We start from the raw sequence: 20,449 nt of genomic DNA, 5'->3' as shown, positions 1-20,449 counted from the left end.
TCAAAATCTCCGAAATGTTGATGTTTATCGGGAAGCTCAAACCTGAGCAAATCTCAAAATCCCGCAATCTCGAAATCAGAAATTGTTTTATCTTGTTGGTATGTGTGGTATTGCTGGTATTATAACCAATCAGACAGCGCTGTTATCCGTTCAACACCTGAAGAAAATGACCGGGGCGCTCGCCCATCGGGGTCCCGACGGAGAGGCCACCTGGATCAATACCAACCACACCACCGGCTTTGGCCACCGCCGTTTGTCCATCATTGATCTTGGCCCTGCCGGCGCCCAGCCCATGCATTATCTCAACCGGTATACGATCATCCACAACGGAGAAATTTACAATTACCCGGAAATAAAAGCATCCCTGCAGCAAAAGGGATATGTTTTTCACAGCCAGTCAGATACCGAAGTGATCCTGGCGGCTTATGATTGCTATAAAGCCAACTGCCTGCAGTATTTCGATGGCATGTTCGCTTTTGCCATTTGGGACGAACAGGAACAAACCCTGTTCGCGGCCCGGGACCGGTTTGGGGAAAAGCCTTTTTATTATTACTTCGACGGCGATCAGTTTGTATTCGCCAGTGAAATGAAAGCCCTTTGGGCCATAGGTATTGAAAAGCAGCTCAATGAAAAAATGCTTTTTAATTATTTCACCCTCGGTTATACGCAGAACCCTGCCAACGGGGAAGAAACATTTTACAACGGCATCAATAAATTGCCTGCCCGCTCCTATATCCAGTATCATTTACGGGAAGGCCGGTTAACAAGATCGTTGTATTGGAACATCGACGTTGATTTCAGAGATGAAACAATTACCGACCAGCAGGCAATAGCCCGGTTCAATGAACTGTTCGGCGAATCGGTAAAAAGGAGGTTGCGAAGCGATGTTCCTGTTGGCACTTCGTTGAGCGGAGGCCTGGATAGTTCGTGTGTGCTGGCCGCCATTCAATCGCTGGCCCCCCGGCCTTACAAAACATTTTCAGCTGTATTTCCCGGGTTCAAACAGGATGAATCAACCTGGATCAAAAAAGTAGCCGGTCATTACAACGCACCCAATTTTACAGTTCAACCCGATGCCGACCGGGTGATCGGTGATTTTGAAAAAATATGTTATCACCAGGAAGAACCATTTCAGTCGGCCAGTGTGGCAGCACAATTCCATGTTTATGAACTGGCCCGTCAACAGCAGGTTACCGTATTACTTGATGGCCAGGGCGCCGATGAAATACTGGCCGGTTATCATAAATACTATCACTGGTACTGGCAACAATTGTTCAGGGAAAACAAGAAAAGCCTGCAGCATGAATTACGTAATGCCCGTCAGCATGGTATAACCGCACCCTGGAGTTTAAAAAACAAACTAGCAGCAGCTTTGCCCGCTTATGCCGGCTGGTTCCTGCGAAAGCAAAGAGCCCGTCAGCAATTGCAGGTAGCCGATCTTGATCCCGCATTTATTCATGAACATGGGGAATCGTATTACGATATTGCCCATTTTGATGACCTGAACAATATACTTTATTACAACACTTTTGTGAACGGACTTGAAGAGCTGTTGCGTTATGCCGACAGGAATGCCATGGCCTTCGGCATTGAAGTGCGGCTGCCCTTTTTGCAACATGAGCTGGTACAACTCCTGTTTTCCTTACCTGCCGGTCTCAAAATAAGGGATGGTTATACAAAGTGGTTATTGCGAAAAAGCATGGAAGAAAAACTGCCGGCCAGCCTGGCATGGCGAACCGATAAGATAGGATTTGAACCACCACAGCAGCAATGGATGCACGATGCGCGGTTGCAGGAATACATCATTGAATCGAAGCGAAAACTTTGTAAGCAGGGTATACTGAAAGAACAGGCCCTGCATAAAAAAATTCAGCCGCTTGAGGCCCATGCGGCTGACAATTATGACTGGCGCTACCTTGTAGCCGGACAGTTACTGTGCTGAAACTTATAAAAACACCTCGGGAGCTTTGCCTTGTCTGACCCCGGCAAGGCCCTCGAGGTGGCTTAACTACCTTAGCTTATACTTTTCTGTATTTTTCAGTCAACTGGCTGTTGCCATCGGTATCTACCTTCAGCGTGTACCAATGAGTGTTATCCTCCAGCTTAATATAATAAGCGATCAAACCACCGTGGCTCACTTCAGTTACACCGAATAATTTTTTACGGGGATTTTCTTTATTGATCTTATTCAGGATATATAATGGGAGTAATTGCGGGTTGTAGTAGCGAATGGAGCTGATCATGTTCCCCTCCTTGTCGTAATTTACTTTTGCCCTGATGCCGCCGCTTACAAAGCTAACTGCATAATACTTGGGAAATTCTTCCCAGCGCACTTCCTGTACGCCGTTAAAAGTTTCATTGAATGCTTTTAAGACTTTCTCGTTCGGATTAAAAGGATCGAATGCAAAGGCGCTTCCTGTAACCAGCGCGGCGAATACAATGGCTATCACTTTTTTCATGGCTTTTACTTTTTAATGCGTGATTGATGAACCAAAAGTATAGCGGATAAGAGGTCAAGTCAAGATAATTAGTACCGGCGGAGAGCTCATGACAAGAACTACGAACATTTTCGCACATTTATGGCAGATCAGCATTTGGCTCCATGCAAGCAAAAGCAGGCCAGTACAGCGTTTGCAGAATGTTTCACTTAATTTCAAGTTGTGGGTTAAGCTTCTGTTAAACTGGAAATAAGGAGGAAAGGCTTAAGGCGAAAGGCAAAAGGCGAAACGCTGAAGGCGAAGGCTGAAGGCTCAAGGCTGAACGCTGAAGGCAAAAGGCTGAGGGCTGAAGGCACAAGGGTGAGGAATTTGGGCCTCGTGCCCTTAAAAGCTTGTAAATTGTGCCTTCATTTTACGCATATTTGCACATATCAATGGCCATACATCAAAGCACGCAAGTTAGAGATCCACTTCGGCCAAATAACAATTAAACAAACTACAGATGAAACCAGGAACCAAATGCATTCATGCCGGCGCTGAACCTGATCCATCCACCGGAGCAATTATGACACCCATTTACCAGACTTCCACTTTTGTGCAAGCTGCACCCGGTAAACATAAAGGATTTGAATATGCCCGCTCGCAGAACCCGACACGGTTTGCGCTTGAAGAAGCCCTGGCTGTAATTGAAAATGGAAAATACGGGCTCGCCTTCAGCAGTGGCGTGGCCGCCACCGACGCCGTTCTCAAATTATTACAGCCTGGTGATGAGGTTATTGCAGCCAACGATATGTATGGCGGCACCTACCGGCTCTTCACCAAAGTGTTCGAAAAGTTCGGCATCCGCTTTCATTATATAAACATGCAGCAGGCCGAAAACATACAGTCTTATGTCAATAAGCAAACAAAACTTATCTGGACTGAAACGCCTACCAACCCCCTGATCAATATCGTAGATATTGCGGCCGTAGCAGCCATTGCCAAAGCAAATAACATACTACTGTGTGTCGATAACACTTTCGCTTCTCCTTACCTGCAAAACCCACTCGACCTCGGCGCTGATATCGTAATGCATTCGGCGACGAAATACCTGGGCGGCCACAGCGATGTTATCCAGGGTGCGCTTGTTATGAACGACCAGGCCCTCCGCGACCAGTTATACTTTATTCAAAAAAGCTGCGGTGCAGTACCCGGTCCCATGGATTGCTTCCTCGTATTGCGTGGTATAAAGACTTTGCATGTTCGCATGCAAAGGCATTGTGAGAACGGCGAACAGATAGCGCATTTCCTGCGCAATCATCCTAAAGTAGGACATGTTTACTGGTGCGGATTCAATGACCATCCGGGTTATACCGTTGCCAAAAAACAAATGCGGGGCTTTGGCGGCATGATCAGCTTTACATTAAAAGACGATAGTGTTGAAACGGCGATGAAATTATTATCCTCCACCAAAGTGTTTTCCCTGGCGGAAAGCCTCGGCGGGGTGGAATCGCTGATCAATCACCCGGCAACCATGACACATGCTTCCATACCGCGGGAAGAACGCATCCGGAACGGTTTGAGCGATTCGCTGATCCGTCTGAGCGTAGGTATCGAAGATGCGGAGGATCTCATAGATGATCTGAAAGCAGCAATCGGATAATGGAATATTTTTAAACGTTGATCTAACAATGAAGCAGCCATCTTTAAAGGATTTTTTGAACCGCAAAACGGAGGAATATAACCAGCCTTCGTTCATAAAAGATGATCCTGTTTCAATACCCCATTTATTTTCAAAACAGCAGGACATTGAGATCGCCGGTTTCTTTGCCGCAGTTTTTGCCTGGGGTAACCGCACCATAATAATTAAAAAGTCGAACGAACTGATGCAGGCGATGGACATGGCGCCGCATCAGTTCGTATTGCAACACAATGATAACGACCTGAAAAAACTGCTGTCGTTCAAACACCGCACTTTCAATACAACCGATCTGCTTTATTTTATCGAATTCTTAAGATCCCATTATACAAAACACGCCAGCCTGGAAACCGCGTTTACCCTTGGCATGGAAAAAAACGATGCGACCATAGAAAACGGGTTAGCCCGCTTTCACCATTACTTTTTTTCCTTGGAAGATGTACCGGCGCGTACCCGCAAGCATATTGCAACGCCTGAAAAGAACTCAACCTGCAAACGGCTGAATATGTTCTTACGCTGGATGGTGCGCCGTGATAATAATGGTGTTGATTTTGGCATCTGGAAAACGATCGCGCCCGCACAGCTTATCTGCCCCATCGACTTACACGTAGCCCGCGTTGCCAAACGCTTTAACCTCTTGCCCAGAAAACAGATCGACTGGCAGGCAGCCGTTGAGCTTACAATTCACCTGCGCAAGCTGGATCCTGACGATCCCGTTAAATATGATTTTGCCTTGTTCGGACTGGGGGTGGTAGAGAAATTCTGATCATTTCTTATTGAACTTGCGCAAATTGTAAATAAAGGACAGCAGGAAATATTGCTGCAACACCTCTGTTTGCCGGTCTTCGATATAAGTTTGCGTAATACTGCGCGATACGCCTGCATTCTGGCGCAGGATATCGTACACCGCCAGCCGTAATATCGCCTGCTGCTTCTTAAATAACTGGCAATTCGCCGCAGCACTCCACATCGTAACACTTTTGTTGAATCCCGGCGCAATCTGGCTGTTATAACTGTATTGCAGGTTATTCTCCAGGATCAGCCATTGCGGTTTATTCCAGAAAGCACTTAACCCAAAGGTCTTTGTATTGAACGAAGCAGCCTGTACCGATTCTGACGAATAACTCGTTTTATTGAACCGGATATTGAACGAAGGCATAATGCTTAAGTGTTGTTTATACATAAAATTCAACCCGACTGACTGCGATAAACTATACGCATTGGAAGTAACACTCACCCTGTTGACGAAAGTATTATTCCGGTTATAGTAGCCATTGCTGCCCAGGTTCACCCGCAGCAGCATATCCCTTCTCTTCAAAGTAAGGCTGTACTGCAGGTTGCCCGACATACCAATATTTCCATTTACATTCACCGGCTGGCTGAACTGTTTACCCACATCATCGAACCAGTTCTCATAAATGATCTGGTTTTGGGTGGTGTTCAAACTCAAACCTGTAAACCAGTAGTTATTGCCTTTCGATTCGCGCACCTGCACATTTACGTTATGGTAGAACGAAGGGCGCAGATCAGGATTCCCCAATTGTACATATAGCGGATTGCTGTTATCGGGTACCGGTTGCAATTGTTGAATGGATGGCTGCTGGCTGCGGCCATTATAAAAAATGGCTACATTGCCGGTCTTGCTGAAGTTGTAACCGATGTTTGCAGAGGGCGTTATGTTCACGTATTGCTGTTGCAATAATTCTCCGGTTGTAATCGTGTAATTATCCTGCCTTAAGAACTGGATGCCTGTTCCTATGGACGCCCGGTACTGGTTTTTATTGAACGTAATGCTCACATCAGGCGTGTGGGTTTCATTTAAGTTACGGAAGGCATTGGTAAAGGCCGTGTCTTCGAGGTCGTATTTACCTGTTGTAGCGTTGAACCGGTGGGTGATCTTATCAGAAAAGCTGTTGTTGCGGGCATAATTATACCTGAAAATAGCATTGAGATATTGGTTCAGCGGCTCTGCATAGGTTGCCGTCAGTGTTAATCCCTTGCCCCAGTTGGTGGTATTACTCCGTTGATTAACCACATCTATGCTATCGGGTATGCCATTTTTGTAAAAATCATTCTGGCCTATATTATCGTTAAGCGATGCCTGATCACTGTAGTTGTAGGTTACACCAAGTGTTAATCCGCGGCCCTGTTTCCTGAAACGATGACTAAAGAAAAACTCGGTGCTGATATTTTTGCCATCGCCTTTTGTGCTGTAGGTGTTGCCACTGGTATTGATCAGCTGGCCGCTCTTTCCGATCGACTCGGCCAGCTTGCTGTTAATGGCATTACTCGTGTTCGTGTTAACGTATGAGTTAATATGAATTTCCGTAAGCGTATCAATGGTATAATTGGCGTTGAGCGAAAGCCGGTGATTGTCATAGTCGTTAACGCTGTTATTATCGGCATTGTAAAAGAAAGTAGTATCAGGCAACCTGTTCTCCCGTTGGCTTTTTGAAACGTTATCAGTATGGCTGTTGTTATAAAAATAACTGCCGTTCAGTTTAAGCTGCCGCCCGATATTCTCGCTGAAGTTTAAACCTCCGGAAGCAGCCCGCGTAAGGCCGCCCCCACCTCCGTCGAGCGTACTGCGGCTGTTGGAAATATCAAAGTCGCCGCCTGAAATACTCCCTCTGTTGGTATTATTGGCATTACCGATAAGACTGAATTGTTTGGCGCCATTGAAAAAATTCACCATGGCCGATCCCTCATACCGTTCATTGGTGCCATAACCGGCACTCAGCCGGCCAAACCAACCTCTTTGCGCCTCTTTCCGCAACGTAAGATTTATAGCCAGGTCTTCATTACCATTAGAGGTCTTGTTGAAACGGGCCTCGCGGCTTTTATTGTCTACCACCTGCAGTTTATCAATAACATCTTTAGGCAGGTTCTTGAGCGCAACTTTGGGATCGCCGCCAAAGAACTCCCTTCCGTCTACCATAATCTTCGACACTTTTTTTCCATTGATGGTGACGTTGCCATCCTTATCAACGTCCACTCCCGGCAATTGCTTCAGCAGGTCTTCAACCATCGCATTGGGTATGGTCTTAAAGGAAGAGACATTGAACTCGAGGGTATCGGGTTTTACCGAAACGGGCGGCCGCAGCGCGGTAACAGTCACCGCTTTCAATTCATTGTATGCTTCCACCATTTTGATGGTATCCAGCAGCAATTCCTTTTTATCCCCAGCCAGGGTTATTAACCGGGAAACAACTTCATAGCCCCTGTGTGTAATAACGATGGTACAATGGGTATTTAACGGAACATTTGTAACGGTAAAATCGCCCTTGCGGGTAGTTAAAGCATAATTCACCAAAGAGGAATCGGAACTAAGATAAACGGCCACTGAAGTAGATTCAAGTGAACGGCGGGTTAATGAGTCTATAACCGTACCTTTAACAGTACCATAACGTGTACGCTGTGCCTGAACACAGGTACTTATCAACAGTAAGCATACAGTTATCCCAGCACTCCAACGCATATCCGGAGAATAAGGTTAAAATGTTTGTGAAGTGAGGGTCATTGTTGCTAAAATACACCATTCGCTCCTGGTGCATTCCATTGTAAAAGTAATCAATTGAGGCCACATGAATTAGCGGCCGTTAAATATTTATTCGGGTGACTTTTGAAGGAAATGAACAGCTGGATCTTTTTTAATATGCAATGAATTTATTTACATAGTTATGCAATTATCCACGGAAAATATTCCATTTGTACAGGAACAATTGAGTGGCGATTTTAACCTTCCTGTCACAAATAATGAACAGCAGCTGACCGATGCGCTCGCGGCGGCTGTAAACCAGTTAATTCAAACTGATTTTGCACGGCTTATCAACATCTTATACCGGATAGATATTTCTGAAAAAACCCTTAAAGAAACCCTTGAAAAGCACGCCGGTGAGGATGCCGGGGTGTTAATTGCCCGCCTCATTATAGAGCGGCAGCTGCAAAAATTAAAAATGAGGGCCCAATTCAAACCGCCGCAGAACATTCCGGATGACGATAAATGGTGAATAATTCCTAAGTTCGCTACATGAACCTGATAGAGGTAGCCAATTTGAAGCAGGCCCGTGCGTTTGTTGACCTGCCAAAACGACTATATAAAGACGATCCGCACTGGATTTGCCCATTGGATAGTGATGTGGAAGCAATATTCGACCCTTCCCGTAATGTTTTTTTTTCGCATGGCATTTGTAACCGCTGGCTGTTGACCGATAAGAATGGCCAGATAATTGGCAGGATAGCCGCCTTCATAAATTACGAAAAATCACATAAGAACCCGCAGCCAACCGGCGGGGTAGGCTTTTTTGAATGTATTCAGGACGAAAAAGCCGCTTTTTTGTTGTTCGATACAGCCAAATCCTGGCTGAAAAACAAGGGTATGGAAGCCATGGATGGCCCCATTAATTTTGGCGAAAATGACAAATACTGGGGGCTGCTGATCCATGGATTTAAACCCCCAAGCCTGGGCATGAACTACAACCCGCCTTACTACAAGGATTTTTTCGAAGCCTACGGTTTTACCAAACTATACGACCAGTTTACCAATTTTTTAGACGCCACCACCCCGCTGCCCGAACGGTTCACGAAGATCGCCGATTGGGTTATGAAGAAACCGGGCTACGAGTTCCGGCATTTTGACAAATCAAAATTCGATCAGTTTGCAGCCGATTTCAGGGAGATCTACAACGATGCATGGAGCGACTTCGAGAACTTCACCCCCATTGAAATGGGCACCATTAAGGAATCTTTCCGGCAAATGAAGGCCATTATGGATGAAAGGATCATCTGGTTTGCCTATTATAAAAACGAGCCTATTGCCGTTGTGCTTTGCTTGCCCGATGTAAACCAGGTATTGAAACACGTTCATGGCAAACTAAACCTTTGGGGTAAGCTAAAATTCTTCTGGTATTCAAAAACAATGACCGTTGACCGGCTCCGCATCATTATCATGGGCTGTAAGAAAAGATTTCAAAACCATGGCATTGAATCGGCGCTCATTCGCTGTTTACAACTGGAGGTATTGCCCCGCAATACAATCACCGGCGTGGAGCTGGCCTGGGTGGGCGACTTTAACGACAAAATGATTGCCCTGCATGAAGCCACCGGCGCCAAGCAGGACAAGATACACCGAACTTACAGGTATATATTCAGTTAACTGGTTAACTTGTCAACTGGTTAACTCGTCAACTGGTTAACTTTTAAACATAAGGTCCTTCACCTTCTCTTTGTCTTCTTTTTCTTTTTTAAGATCGAACATGGTTCCAAAGACCCTGTCCCAGATCGTGGTGCTTACACCATACCCTTTATTCTCATCTTTATAGTGATGGAGGTGATGGTTGCGCCAAAGTGGTTTCATCCATTTAAAAGGCGGGTTCCAGGCATGAATGGCGTAATGCATGCTGCCGTAGAGTAAGTAGCCGAGAATAAAACCGGGAAAGAACATAAACACGTTTGCACGCATAACCAGGTACATCAGGAAAAATATGGCCGAAGCCATAATAATGCTGGGTACCGGCGGCAGGAACAACCGTTGCTTGTCACGGGGATAATGGTGGTGATTGCCATGCATGGTGTACACAAACTTTTGTACCCGCGGATTTTCACTTACCCAATGATACAGGAAGCGGTGGGCTATATATTCAAAGAAAGTCCAGAAGAGCAGCGCCCCAATAAACGTAAGGGTAATACGCAAAGGCGAAAAACCTAAAGTATTACGGCTGTAGTACAGCATGTAAATGATCACCGGAATATACATACCCCAAATAACAAGCGGGTGTGTCTTGGTGAGCATTTCCAAATATTGGTTCTGAAATAACCTCGCTTGTCCCTTATTATGTATCTTCTCAAATTTCATAACCCAGTAGTTAAAGGCAAAATTACATAGTTTCTTCAAAAATATCGTCCGTTACACCATTCTCTTTCAACAACCGGTAATGTTTACCCAATGACACCCGCAACGAATACTGGCGGTAAGGCAGATCGTATTTTTCTGCATATTTTTTTAACAATCCGGTTACTTCAGGATAATATATATGATTCACATTCGGGAAAAGATGATGCGCCACATGATAGTTAAAGCAACCCATGAAAAACCGGATGAACCAGCTGTCATTTGAAACATCGTTGGTGGTATATAACATATGCATCATCCAGTTATGCGGCAGGCTGTTGTTCCCATCGGGCAATGGGAACTCAGAACTGGTGTTGGCGTGCGGACTTAACAACACCATCAGTGAAAATACACTGGCTGTTAACAGCATTAAAGCAAACCCGGTTATTACCTGCAACCAGGAAACAGGTAATGCCAGTTTGGGCAATACAATTAAATAAAACAGGAAAACTGCTTTGAATGCAAACAACTTTACATATTCAACCGACGGTATGGTCACCAGTTTCCAGATCGTTTTTTTCTTATTGAAAAAGTCCTTAAAATCCCGTACCAGCAGCCAGTTAAACAGGTATAACGGATACAGCACGGGCAAATAAATGTGTTGATACCGGTGAATACGCAAGGTTTTACCCGTAGGAAATATACGCGCCAGTTTACTTTGTTCAATATCGGTATCCCATCCGTTCACATTAGGATAATTATGATGGAAACGGATATGCCGCTGCCGCCATACATAACTGTTCGCGCCCATGAGATCGAACAGGTACACATACCATTGATTCAATTTTTTGCTGTGGAAGATGGTGCCATGCACTGCATCATGAATAATGTTTAAAAATATCATGACCAGTAAAACACCTAGTAAGAAATAGCCGGTGAAAAAGATACTACGCTGGCTGCCGAAAGCCAGTATAGCTATATACACTAGGAAATACAGGGCGGGGAACAAAACAGCTTTAAGCATGATACTGCCCCGTCGTTGAGGTTCCAATTGCTGCACAAGGTTACTCACATCCTGCCGCAATTGATGAAAAATGGCTTCATCGCCGCTTTTCGCATAGCGTGGTTTGGTTACCTTTTCCATTGGTAATCGCTTTTAGATCAAATCCTTTCTTAATTAATTACTTGCCGAGGGTACCGTTTAGTAGGAAAAGTTGATGCATCGCTTATAACAACCTTTGTGATTTAAAAAGGTTCAATAAAAATCTAGAAAACCGTGGAATAAATATTTTTCTAATAAATGAAACAAAACAGCCCTTATTTTATCAACTCATTGACGTAAGTCAACACATATCTTTTTTCTCGCAGGTACTCGATCAATAGGGGTAACTGGTGATAGAACTTATCGGTACGGGCAGGATGCGTTCCTAAATGCAATAATAATATAAATCCGTTTAAGCCGGCAGCATTTCGCTGCTCATAATTGATTATTGAATCTAATATGGAAGCGCTGCTGCGGTAGTTCTTCATATCAGGGGTTGTATAATCGGCATTGCTGTAGGTACCGGGTGTGAAGTTTACAAGCTGTATCCCCAGTTGTTTCGACCAGGCAGCTATAGTATCATTATACCATTCGAAGGGTGGCAGAAAAACGGAGGCATTTTTCCGGCTAATGCCATGGGCTTCCATGGCTTTGTAATTACGGTTCAGATCGTCGTTGAATTGTTCTTTCGTGACAAGCAGACTGTCACGTTTTTTCCAGTCGCAGTACAACAGGTGTGCATCGGAGTGAGGTCCCAGGTAATGACCCTGCTTTTTCAACTCCCTGATCACTCGTTTAAATGCCGGGTTGCGGTAAAAGCGGCCGGTAAAGAAGAACGAGGCTTTGATATTTTGCTGTTGCAGCAATTGGGCAATATAACCGGCACCATCGCCATATTCATCGCCGGTAAATACCAGCGCCAGTTTTTTTTTACCCGTGTCGCCACGGATGATAGCGCCCTGCTCATAGGTTAACTGCTTTGACTCTGCTGTATGCTGGCCTCGTTGCCCGCCCGCTTCTTTTGCAGCCAGCAGATATATAAGCGAGGCGGTGCCATCCATGGTAGGCTCGTTGGTTGAATAGTCGCCATAATCATCATGATACACTACCAGGTCGCTTTGAAAATCGGCATATTCATCGGGTTCATTCAAAGTAATACCTATGAGGTTTTTGTAAATATTTCCATAAACAGGCCCGTCTACCAATCCGCCGTCTATGGGATAATGGCCCAAATGCGTAAAAGCAGAATGCGGATCGGCGGGCGTGTCGCCCCCTGCGGGTAAACCATACACCATACTTGTACCCCAGGGATTGCAGCCAAAGAGCCAGTCAAAATTGGCCTGCTCCAGTTCACTGTAAACTGTTTCTCCGGTAAGCTGGCGGTACCAATAACATTGAATGGCAAAAGAGGTGGTTAAGTTGTTGCTGCACCAGATAAAGGGTATTCCCCGGTAAAAAGCATTCTTTTTAGCCTTTTGCCATACCCGTTCAATGCCCTGCCTGTAATAACCCATTAATTGTTTTTTCTCTTTTCTGCCAACCTGCCTGGCCAGTTCATAATGTCCTGCATTGATAAACGGGTACCACTGGTAATGCCTCGCCGTATCCCTGCCCAGCCAGGGTGTAACCGTTTCCTGTTGTGCATAGGCATAGGCTGCTGACAATTGCTTTTTATAAGCCGTATTCATTGAATAAATAGAAGCGCCAGCCAGCTCCATATCGTCTGTCCAGTTATCTTCTTCATAAAAATAAGGCGACCTGCCGGGGGCGGTCTGACAAACACCGGGCTTTGCCACGCCCAGTTCCCAGGCCGAAAGGGCCTTACTTTGTAAAAGGGTATCCCGAAAAAGCACAGCACCCAGAGCAAATGCGCTGGCAAATTTTCCCGCCGTGGAAGCTACTCCGGTCGACCGGTTCTTATACCTGCCAAAACCCTGCGGCTGCCCTGTGCAGAAATATACCGGCCGTTCATAACCCCGGCCATAAAAGCTGTCTTGTTTGGGTATACGCATTCCCTGGTGATCGCGGTCATCGGCGATCTGATTAAACAACCAGTCTTTGCGGGGATGCATTTTCAATAACCAGTTCAATCCCCACCGGGCTTCATCCAACACATCGGCTTGCTTATTTTGCCCAGGCAACCCATTGGCGAGGTGGGCATCGCCGAAGACGCCGGGAAAATCGCGGCCGGCGGCCAGCAAATGCCACGTGGCATTGGCGGAAGTTGTTACGTATTGCAGGTAATCGGAGGCATCGTGCCAGCCTCCGCTGGCATCGATACGTGTGCTATCGGGCATGGGACCGTACAGGGTGTAACCGTCATGGGTATGGCAACTGTCTTTCAAAAACGGATTGAATCCGCTGCGCTGCTGGCGCATATACCGCAAACAGAAATCAGCAGTTCCCTTATATACATCAGCGCCAATGGTAAATTCCGGCGAAGAAACGTCACCTGCTTTAATAACATACCGGCCCGGCCGGGTAAAGGCCGTAAAGTTCAACCGGTAAGTTGCTGTAAATGGACCGTATACTCCAAATGGCCTGCCGGCTCTGCCTGTATACACTGTTTTTCCGCTGGTGATGTCAATTACCGAAAAATCGGTTATGGCGTTCTTGTCTTTACTGCACCATACGGCTACCTTAGGACTGCCTGGTTGATAGCCCAGTAAATTAATGCGCACCCAGCTCTTCTGCCCGGTTTGCGCTGCCGTGTAAAATGCAGTTATGTTCAATAGTAAAATAATGATCAACGGAAATGTATTCTTCTTCACGCAACTATTTTAATTCCTGTAATCAAATTGAAAAGCGCTCAGATCAGGCGCCTGTTTTCTTTTCCTGCCGAGCTCATACTGATAAATAATATTACCCACCTCCTTGAAGAAAGGATAGCCGGTTTCTTCATATTCGTATTTGTCGTCGTTCAAAACGCCGTCGCTGTTTACATAGATGTTGCCGCTTAACATGAACTCGACCTTATTCCTGAAGTCAACGATGTAAGCAACATCGGTAAGGAAGCCATAAGACCAGCCGGTTTTGTTGAACACCCTGATGTAAGGAGGGATTTTACTTCGCCACGCTTTGAACATAAAGAACTTGGTGTAGCTGTCGAAGAATTCGGTTGTGTCGTAACGTGGATAGTCGCTTTCCGAAGGTAACTGGCTCATATACCGGTGCAGGAATTTATAATCATCGGGTTGTAGCCGAAAACGTTTTGCTTCCGGCACGGCATCCGGGAACAGGGCCGCCAGCAGTACCTGCTGCATATCTTCCAGTGGAAAATTGTTATGCGTGGTAAAATCAAAAGGAGCATTTATTAAACTGTCCTGCCGGTTATAATGCGCCCTGCCGATCATTATTTTCTTCTTAAAGTTGAAGGGCACGGGGCTGAATGCAGGCAGTTGTGCATACACCAAACTATCGCCCTGCATAAAGCGGATGGGGTTGGTATGGCGGTTCTCATCTTCGTTCATAGCCACAAACCGGCGGGTGATGCGTGTATCGCGATAGCCCATCTCCCACAACCGTTCATTCAATCGTTGCTGGCCTACAAACTCGTATAAGCGGTTATAGGCATCGTTATCACTCACCAGGAAGATCTTTTTCACATAATGCGCTACCGATGGCAGGTAGTTTTGGGCCGTGCTGTCGTACCGCACTTTGGTTTGCCGGCGGTAAGCGCTGTCGGTAAACATAGCCGTATATTTATTCAACCCCGGAATACCTAAGGTATTTATTTTTTCCAGGGCCAATAAGGCGGTCGGCAATTTGACCATCGAAGCCGGGTTAAAGTATTCATGGCGGTTTACCCGGAAATAATAATTGGTAAAATGGGGCCTGTTCTTTTTATCGCGGTCGATCTTAGTATAGATAAGCTGGTAATGAAAGGTATCCGGCTGGTTCAGGATATCCTTTAAGAAGGGCGAGGCGTGCTGCCGGATCAACTGTTCGAGCCATTTATCCGTTTTGCTTTGTGCCAATGCTACACAGATGCTTGTCAACAATACCGTTAATAACACAGCTTGTTTCATGGGCAAAAGTTACAAACAAATAACACGGAACAGTAATTTTTTATACCGCAAAAAACGGCAATTCGCAATGGGCGCTGGGCAGTTGGCGCCACCCCAATTTCCAGCTGTCTTCCTGCGTTCTATTTCTCGCTTTATCCACTTATGACCTATCAACCTTATCAACTTTGTCATCCTTGTTAACTCTATCAACTTTTCAATTACATTGCATGCTCTAAAATACTGCCATACATGAAACTTGTTTCTTATCTCAGCGAAAGCCAGGACCGCGTAGCCATACTGGTAGACGGATTATTATACGATGCCGAAGTTCTACATCCCGATCTGCCCCAGAATATGAGTATGTTTTTAAATTACTGGGAAGATGCGTATTCGATGGCGCTGGGTGGAGAAATGATGATCAGGGAAGGCAAAATTCCTAAGAGCAAGGGCTTTGCGTACGACAGCGCTACGATCCTTGCCCCGGTTCCTTTCCCCAGCTCCTGCCGCGATGGCTATGCATTCAGGCAACATGTGGAAGCGGCCCGTCGCAACCGGAAAGCACCCATGATCCCGGAATTTGATCAATACCCCATATTTTATTTTACCAATCACCATAGCATCCAGGGACCGGGCAACGTACAATGTATGCCGGATCATTTTGAAAAGCTCGATTTTGAGCTGGAAGTGGCCATTGTGGTTTGCAAACATGGCCGCAACATCAGGGCCGAAGATGCCGATGAATATATCGGCGGACTGATGATCATGAACGACCTGAGCGCACGCCGCCTGCAAATGGAAGAAATGCTGCTGAACCTGGGGCCTGCCAAGGGAAAAGATTTTTCTACCGTTATAGGTCCGTGGCTGGTAACCTTAGATGAATTAAAACAGTTTGAAGTGCCCGCGCAGGAAGGCCACACCGGTAAAAATTTTAATCTGCGGATGCAATGCCGGGTGAATGGTAAACAGGTGAGCGATGGTAATATGAAAGATATGAACTGGACCTTTGCCGAGATCATTGAAAGGGCATCGTATGGCGTTGACCTTTATCCCGGCGATGTAATAGGCAGCGGCACTGTAGGAACCGGTTGCTTCCTCGAATTGAACGGTACCGGTAAACTGAATGATCCCAATTACCAGGAACAATGGCTGCAGCCTGGCGATGTAGTAGAATTGGAAATTGACGGATTGGGCATCTTAAGCAATACGATCGTTGCCGAGGAAGACGATTTTTCCATCCTGGCCAGGAAGAAATCGGTGTAGGTGGAAATGATTGTTTTCCATTAGCACAACCTGTCCCGCTTTGCGGGATCAGCACATTAGCAAATTAGCAGATTAGTATTCCATGATCATCGATTTAAAAGATATAACAACGGTTCAGCGTCAGAACTACCTGCAGCATGCCATTGCACCGCGGCCCATTTGTTTTGCCAGCACCATTGACAAAGCGGGTGCGGTGAACCTGAGCCCATTCAGTTTTTTTAATCTTTTTTCCTCCAACCCGCCCATCGTTATTTTTTCACCTGCACGCAGGGTACGTGATAATACCACCAAACATACATTACAAAATGTGATAGAAGTGCCGGAGGTGGTGATCAATATTGTGGACTACGATATGGTGTACCAGGCCAGCCTCTCGAGCTGTGAGTTCCCCAAAGAAGTGAATGAATTTGTAAAGGCCGGGTTCACCGCCGAACCAGCCACCCTCGTACAACCGCCAATGGTAAAAGAGAGCAAGGTGAAGATGGAGTGCCGCGTGCTTGAAATAAAAACCCTGGGCACAGAAGGTGGCGCAGGCAACCTGGTCATTTGTGAAGTATTGCGTATGCATATCGCCGATGAGATCCTGAACGAAAACAGGCTCATCGATCAGCGCAAACTGCACCACGTCGCCCGCCTGGGTGGCGACTGGTATTGCAAGGTGGATGAAAACAATCTTTTCCAGGTTGAAAAACCCAACACTCAGTTGGGAATTGGTATCGACGCCCTTCCGGCGCCCATCAGGAACAGCCGCATACTTACGGGCAATAACCTGGCCCAGCTGGGCAATGTGCATGAAATGCCGGTTATTGATCCGTCTTTCGACGATGCACAGCTAAAGAACATCTTTCAATATTATTCGCTCAACCCGGCCGATATGGAAACCGAATTGCATACGTATGCTCAAAAGCTGTTAAGCGATGGCAAAGTGCGGGAAGCCTGGCAGGTGCTGCTGGCGCTGGACTAATGTTACAGGTTACAGGTTTCAGGTTTCAGGGGCCTCCGCTTTTTCGGCGGGTTGTGCATTTCGGGGAATCTGAAACCGGAAACCTGTAACTTGCCACCCCGGTTGGTTGTGTGCCGGGTAACAAGTACCTTTGCAGCCGCATTTGCAATTATATGAGCACACAACATTTGTCTGAACAGGAAATCATCCGACGCGAAAAATTACAGGAATTACAAAAGCTGGGTATCGATCCTTACCCTGCGCCATTGTATCCCGTTAACATAACTGCAGCCCACATAAAGTCAAATTACAAGGGTGAAGAAAATAAAGCCGATTTTGCCGATGTATGCCTGGCCGGCCGTATCATGAGCATCCGTGACATGGGTAAAGCTTCCTTTGCCAAATTACAGGACAGCACCGGCAGCATTCAGTTATACATAAAACGCGACGATATATGCCCCGGCGAAGACAAAATGCTGTATGACAAAGTTTGGAAACACCTCACCGATATTGGCGACATTATTGGCGTGAAAGGCTATGTTTTCACCACCAAAACCGGTGAAACATCTGTGCATGTAACTGAGCTCACCTTCCTTACCAAATCGTTGAAACCATTACCGATCGTAAAGGAAAAAGAAGGCGAGACCTTCGACGCCGTAACAGATCCCGAATTCCGCTACCGCCAGCGTTATGTTGACCTCATCATCAACCCACAGGTGAAAGATACGTTTACAAAACGCAGCAAGCTGATCAATACTATCCGAGATTTCCTGAATGATCAGGGCGCTCTGGAGGTAGATACACCGGTATTGCAATCCATTCCCGGTGGCGCCGCCGCGCGGCCGTTCGTGACGCATCACAATGCGCTGGATGTACCTTTTTATTTACGTATTGCCAATGAGCTGTACCTGAAGCGCCTGATCGTAGGCGGGTTTGACTGGGTATATGAGTTCAGCCGCAACTTCCGTAATGAAGGTATGGACCGCACGCATAATCCTGAATTTACCGTGCTGGAATGGTACACCGCCTACAAGGATTATTTCTGGATGATGGAGATCACCGAACAATTGTTCGAAAAAATAGCCGTGGCTTTACATGGCACCACAACCGTGCAGGTAGGTGATAAAGAAATTAATTTTAAAGCGCCCTTCAAGCGCATCAGCATCTACGATGCCATTAAAGAACATACAGGCATCGACGTAAGTAACCTGGATGAAGCCGGATTAAGAGATGTATGTAAAAAGCTGCATATCCATACTGAAGCCAGCATGGGTAAAGGAAAACTGATCGATGAGCTGTTCGGTTCAAAATGTGAAGCGCACTATGTGCAACCGACGTTCATCATCGATTATCCCATCGAAATGAGTCCGCTCACCAAAAAGCATCGCAGTAAAGCCGGATTGGTAGAACGTTTTGAATTAATGGTAAACGGAAAAGAGATCGCCAATGCCTATAGTGAATTGAACGACCCCATCGATCAACGCGAGCGTTTTGAAGAACAGGCTGAATTGCTGAAACGCGGTGATGATGAGGCCATGTATATAGATAACGATTTTCTGCGTGCGCTCGAATATGGTATGCCGCCTACATCAGGGATCGGGATCGGTATAGACCGCCTGGTGATGTTGATGACCAATCAACCCAGCATCCAGGATGTATTGCTGTTCCCGCAAATGCGGCCTGAAAAAACAGCTGAGTAAACACTCATTTCTCTTATAATAAGTATTTGAAAAAACCAAAACGATACAGTGATGTATCATTTTGGTTTTTTTTATTTCCCTTCCATGGACAATTCTTTCCCATACCGGGACATACTTACCATACAACTACATTTTTCTTTATAAGTAATACTATTGTTATAGAGCTTATTACATACTTGCACTTAGTTGGCAACTTAATTGTGACCATTTGGCTGTGCAAAAATCCGAAATATGAAAACCTTCTACATCTTATGCACTTGTCTGGTGCTAAGTATGCAACAAACGGTAGCTCAATCCGTCGTACTGGACTGGGCAACCAGCCTCTTAACAGGTTGGCTTAACGGAGGAACCACTGGTACCGCCAATAACATTGGAAGCTCACTGGTTAATGCGCAGATTAATATCAGTAACAGCCGTGCAGGCTCTTATGCCTATTCCTCGCCCAAAGTAAGCAACGAATATGTAAGTGCATTGGGCTCCAATGCTGATAATCTGTTTGTGGGTGTTGACTGGGACAGCGAATCAGACTATGCAGATATAACCATTGCTTTCAATGCACCGGTAACAAATGTTCGGTTTAATGTGGCGGATATTGATATGGACTGGTTGGTTTTTCATCTAAATGTTGATGAGATCGTTGTAACGGGCACCAGTAGTACCAATACTACCGTCAACCCAACTATTACAAAGCTGGTAGCCAGCTCCGATATTGTCAGGATCTCAGGTAACAGGGCCTATGCAGCCACGCTTTTGCAGGGAGGCGGAAACAGCGCTTCCAATGCAGCGGATCAAAATGGAACAGTGGTAGTTGATTTTGGCAATACCCTGTTGAACCAGGTAAGAATCCGTTACCGGAACAACAGTGCTTCCATATCTAACCCCACGGCTCAATACATTGTCCTGGGTAATATTAGTTTTCAACCCGCCATCGTTCTACCACTTACCTTAACTTCATTTAATGGCTCCCTTAACAATAATACAGTAAAGCTTAACTGGTCAACAGCGCAGGAAGAGAACCTCGGGCAATTTGTTGTAGAAAAAAGCGTGAATGGGATCGACTGGTTAACTCTTACTACCGTGCAGGCTGCTGGCAACAGCAACAGCACCAGGGAATACAATGCTGTTGACGACAACGCATTTTCAGTAAATTATTACCGCCTGAAACAAGTGGATATGTCTGGCAATTATTCCTATTCGCAAACCATCCGCATCAGAAGCACCGCAAACGAAAAATCAACCATCAGGGCATATCCAAATCCTGCTGCCAACACAGCTACCATTACCATCAACAGTGAAAACAAACTGGCTGCACATATAAAACTATACAACCAGTTCGGTTTGCAGCTGCAGCATCTCCAGCGGCCGCTGATTGCAGGCTCAAATAATATTCCTGTACCTGGCATACAGGCGCTGCCCTCCGGTACTTATATTATAACCGTAGAAGACGCAACAGGCAAAAAAATTGGAACCACACAACTCATAAAACAGTAAGCTGCTTTTTAGCCATGACTAGTACCTCCGGAACGTCCCGATGTGCCGGGACGTTCTTTT

General features: G+C 45.9%; 15 protein-coding genes. 9 read left to right on the top strand and 6 right to left on the bottom strand.

From position 1 onward, the window contains the following. Positions 1–100: 100 nt before the first annotated feature. Complete coding sequence (asnB, locus tag JUB15_RS06140; RefSeq protein ID WP_207511452.1) at positions 101–1,942, top strand: asparagine synthase (glutamine-hydrolyzing); 1,842 nt, start codon at positions 101–103, stop codon at positions 1,940–1,942. A 76-nt stretch (positions 1,943–2,018) separates the two neighbouring features. On the opposite strand, the gene JUB15_RS06135 is transcribed toward asnB, so the two are convergent. Beyond that, positions 2,019–2,459, bottom strand: a complete 441-nt coding sequence (locus tag JUB15_RS06135; protein WP_207511451.1) for a hypothetical protein — start codon at positions 2,457–2,459, stop codon at positions 2,019–2,021. 481 nt (positions 2,460–2,940) lie between these two features. Here JUB15_RS06135 and JUB15_RS06130 point away from each other — a divergent pair, with 481 nt between their 5' ends. Together JUB15_RS06130 and JUB15_RS06125 are read left to right on the top strand one after the other, a co-directional pair. Further along, a complete protein-coding gene (locus tag JUB15_RS06130; protein WP_207511450.1) occupies positions 2,941–4,080 on the top strand; it encodes a cystathionine gamma-synthase in 1,140 nt (379 codons plus the stop codon). A gap of 28 nt (positions 4,081–4,108) precedes the next feature. Continuing rightward, a complete protein-coding gene (locus tag JUB15_RS06125) occupies positions 4,109–4,882 on the top strand; it encodes a TIGR02757 family protein (protein WP_207511449.1) in 774 nt (257 codons plus the stop codon). On the opposite strand, the gene JUB15_RS06120 is transcribed toward JUB15_RS06125, so the two are convergent. After that, complete coding sequence (locus JUB15_RS06120) at positions 4,883–7,594, bottom strand: outer membrane beta-barrel protein (RefSeq protein WP_207511448.1); 2,712 nt, start codon at positions 7,592–7,594, stop codon at positions 4,883–4,885. Between the two features lie 202 nt (positions 7,595–7,796). Between JUB15_RS06120 and JUB15_RS06115 the strand changes: the two genes are divergently transcribed. Beyond that, positions 7,797–8,126: a hypothetical protein gene (locus tag JUB15_RS06115; protein ID WP_207511447.1), complete on the top strand. Its 330-nt coding sequence runs from the start codon at positions 7,797–7,799 to the stop codon at positions 8,124–8,126. A gap of 20 nt (positions 8,127–8,146) precedes the next feature. Further along, a complete protein-coding gene (locus tag JUB15_RS06110; protein WP_207511446.1) occupies positions 8,147–9,271 on the top strand; it encodes a GNAT family N-acetyltransferase in 1,125 nt (374 codons plus the stop codon). A gap of 36 nt (positions 9,272–9,307) precedes the next feature. Here JUB15_RS06110 and JUB15_RS06105 read toward each other — a convergent pair whose 3' ends face one another. The 4 genes from JUB15_RS06105 to JUB15_RS06090 all read right to left on the bottom strand — a co-directional run bounded on the left by JUB15_RS06105 (position 9,308) and on the right by JUB15_RS06090 (position 15,016). Beyond that, positions 9,308–9,970: a sterol desaturase family protein gene (locus tag JUB15_RS06105; RefSeq protein ID WP_207511445.1), complete on the bottom strand. Its 663-nt coding sequence runs from the start codon at positions 9,968–9,970 to the stop codon at positions 9,308–9,310. Between the two features lie 22 nt (positions 9,971–9,992). After that, on the bottom strand, positions 9,993–11,090 hold the full coding sequence (locus JUB15_RS06100; protein ID WP_207511444.1) for a fatty acid desaturase family protein: 1,098 nt from the start codon (positions 11,088–11,090) through the stop codon (positions 9,993–9,995). 173 nt (positions 11,091–11,263) lie between these two features. Then, positions 11,264–13,759 (bottom strand): bifunctional glycoside hydrolase family 9 protein/polysaccharide deacetylase, encoded by a 2,496-nt coding sequence (locus JUB15_RS06095; RefSeq protein ID WP_207511443.1) that lies wholly within the window; start codon positions 13,757–13,759, stop codon positions 11,264–11,266. Between the two features lie 9 nt (positions 13,760–13,768). Then, the gene (locus JUB15_RS06090; RefSeq protein ID WP_207511442.1) at positions 13,769–15,016 is read right to left on the bottom strand and encodes a serine hydrolase; all 1,248 of its coding nucleotides are present in this window, start codon (positions 15,014–15,016) and stop codon (positions 13,769–13,771) included. Between the two features lie 228 nt (positions 15,017–15,244). Between JUB15_RS06090 and JUB15_RS06085 the strand changes: the two genes are divergently transcribed. From JUB15_RS06085 to JUB15_RS06070, 4 genes are all read left to right on the top strand, one after another. Further along, a complete protein-coding gene (locus JUB15_RS06085) occupies positions 15,245–16,255 on the top strand; it encodes a fumarylacetoacetate hydrolase family protein (RefSeq protein WP_207511441.1) in 1,011 nt (336 codons plus the stop codon). A gap of 82 nt (positions 16,256–16,337) precedes the next feature. Next, positions 16,338–17,219 (top strand): flavin reductase family protein, encoded by an 882-nt coding sequence (locus JUB15_RS06080; protein WP_207511440.1) that lies wholly within the window; start codon positions 16,338–16,340, stop codon positions 17,217–17,219. Positions 17,220–17,371: 152 nt separating this feature from the next. Next, positions 17,372–18,898, top strand: coding sequence for a lysine--tRNA ligase (gene lysS, locus JUB15_RS06075; RefSeq protein ID WP_207511439.1), 1,527 nt, complete (start codon positions 17,372–17,374; stop codon positions 18,896–18,898). A 231-nt stretch (positions 18,899–19,129) separates the two neighbouring features. Then, on the top strand, positions 19,130–20,389 hold the full coding sequence (locus tag JUB15_RS06070; RefSeq protein WP_207511438.1) for a T9SS type A sorting domain-containing protein: 1,260 nt from the start codon (positions 19,130–19,132) through the stop codon (positions 20,387–20,389). Positions 20,390–20,449 lie beyond the last annotated feature (60 nt).

The sequence above is a fragment of the Longitalea luteola genome (assembly GCF_017356035.1).
Taxonomy (GTDB): domain Bacteria; phylum Bacteroidota; class Bacteroidia; order Chitinophagales; family Chitinophagaceae; genus Niastella; species Niastella luteola.
This window is presented reverse-complemented; position numbering and strand designations above follow the sequence as displayed.

Excerpts from the sequence above, each read along its gene's own strand:
- JUB15_RS06130 (WP_207511450.1), top strand. The coding sequence starts at position 2,941 with ATGAAACCAGGAACCAAATGCATTCATGCCGGCGCTGAACCTGATCCA.
- JUB15_RS06070 (WP_207511438.1), top strand. The coding sequence starts at position 19,130 with ATGAAAACCTTCTACATCTTATGCACTTGTCTGGTGCTAAGTATGCAA.
- JUB15_RS06100 (WP_207511444.1), bottom strand. The coding sequence starts at position 11,090 with ATGGAAAAGGTAACCAAACCACGCTATGCGAAAAGCGGCGATGAAGCC.
- JUB15_RS06085 (WP_207511441.1), top strand. The coding sequence starts at position 15,245 with ATGAAACTTGTTTCTTATCTCAGCGAAAGCCAGGACCGCGTAGCCATA.
- asnB (WP_207511452.1), top strand. The coding sequence starts at position 101 with ATGTGTGGTATTGCTGGTATTATAACCAATCAGACAGCGCTGTTATCC.
- JUB15_RS06090 (WP_207511442.1), bottom strand. The coding sequence starts at position 15,016 with ATGAAACAAGCTGTGTTATTAACGGTATTGTTGACAAGCATCTGTGTA.
- JUB15_RS06105 (WP_207511445.1), bottom strand. The coding sequence starts at position 9,970 with ATGAAATTTGAGAAGATACATAATAAGGGACAAGCGAGGTTATTTCAG.
- JUB15_RS06125 (WP_207511449.1), top strand. The coding sequence starts at position 4,109 with ATGAAGCAGCCATCTTTAAAGGATTTTTTGAACCGCAAAACGGAGGAA.
- JUB15_RS06110 (WP_207511446.1), top strand. The coding sequence starts at position 8,147 with ATGAACCTGATAGAGGTAGCCAATTTGAAGCAGGCCCGTGCGTTTGTT.
- JUB15_RS06115 (WP_207511447.1), top strand. The coding sequence starts at position 7,797 with ATGCAATTATCCACGGAAAATATTCCATTTGTACAGGAACAATTGAGT.
- JUB15_RS06080 (WP_207511440.1), top strand. The coding sequence starts at position 16,338 with ATGATCATCGATTTAAAAGATATAACAACGGTTCAGCGTCAGAACTAC.
- JUB15_RS06120 (WP_207511448.1), bottom strand. The coding sequence starts at position 7,594 with ATGCGTTGGAGTGCTGGGATAACTGTATGCTTACTGTTGATAAGTACC.
- JUB15_RS06135 (WP_207511451.1), bottom strand. The coding sequence starts at position 2,459 with ATGAAAAAAGTGATAGCCATTGTATTCGCCGCGCTGGTTACAGGAAGC.
- lysS (WP_207511439.1), top strand. The coding sequence starts at position 17,372 with ATGAGCACACAACATTTGTCTGAACAGGAAATCATCCGACGCGAAAAA.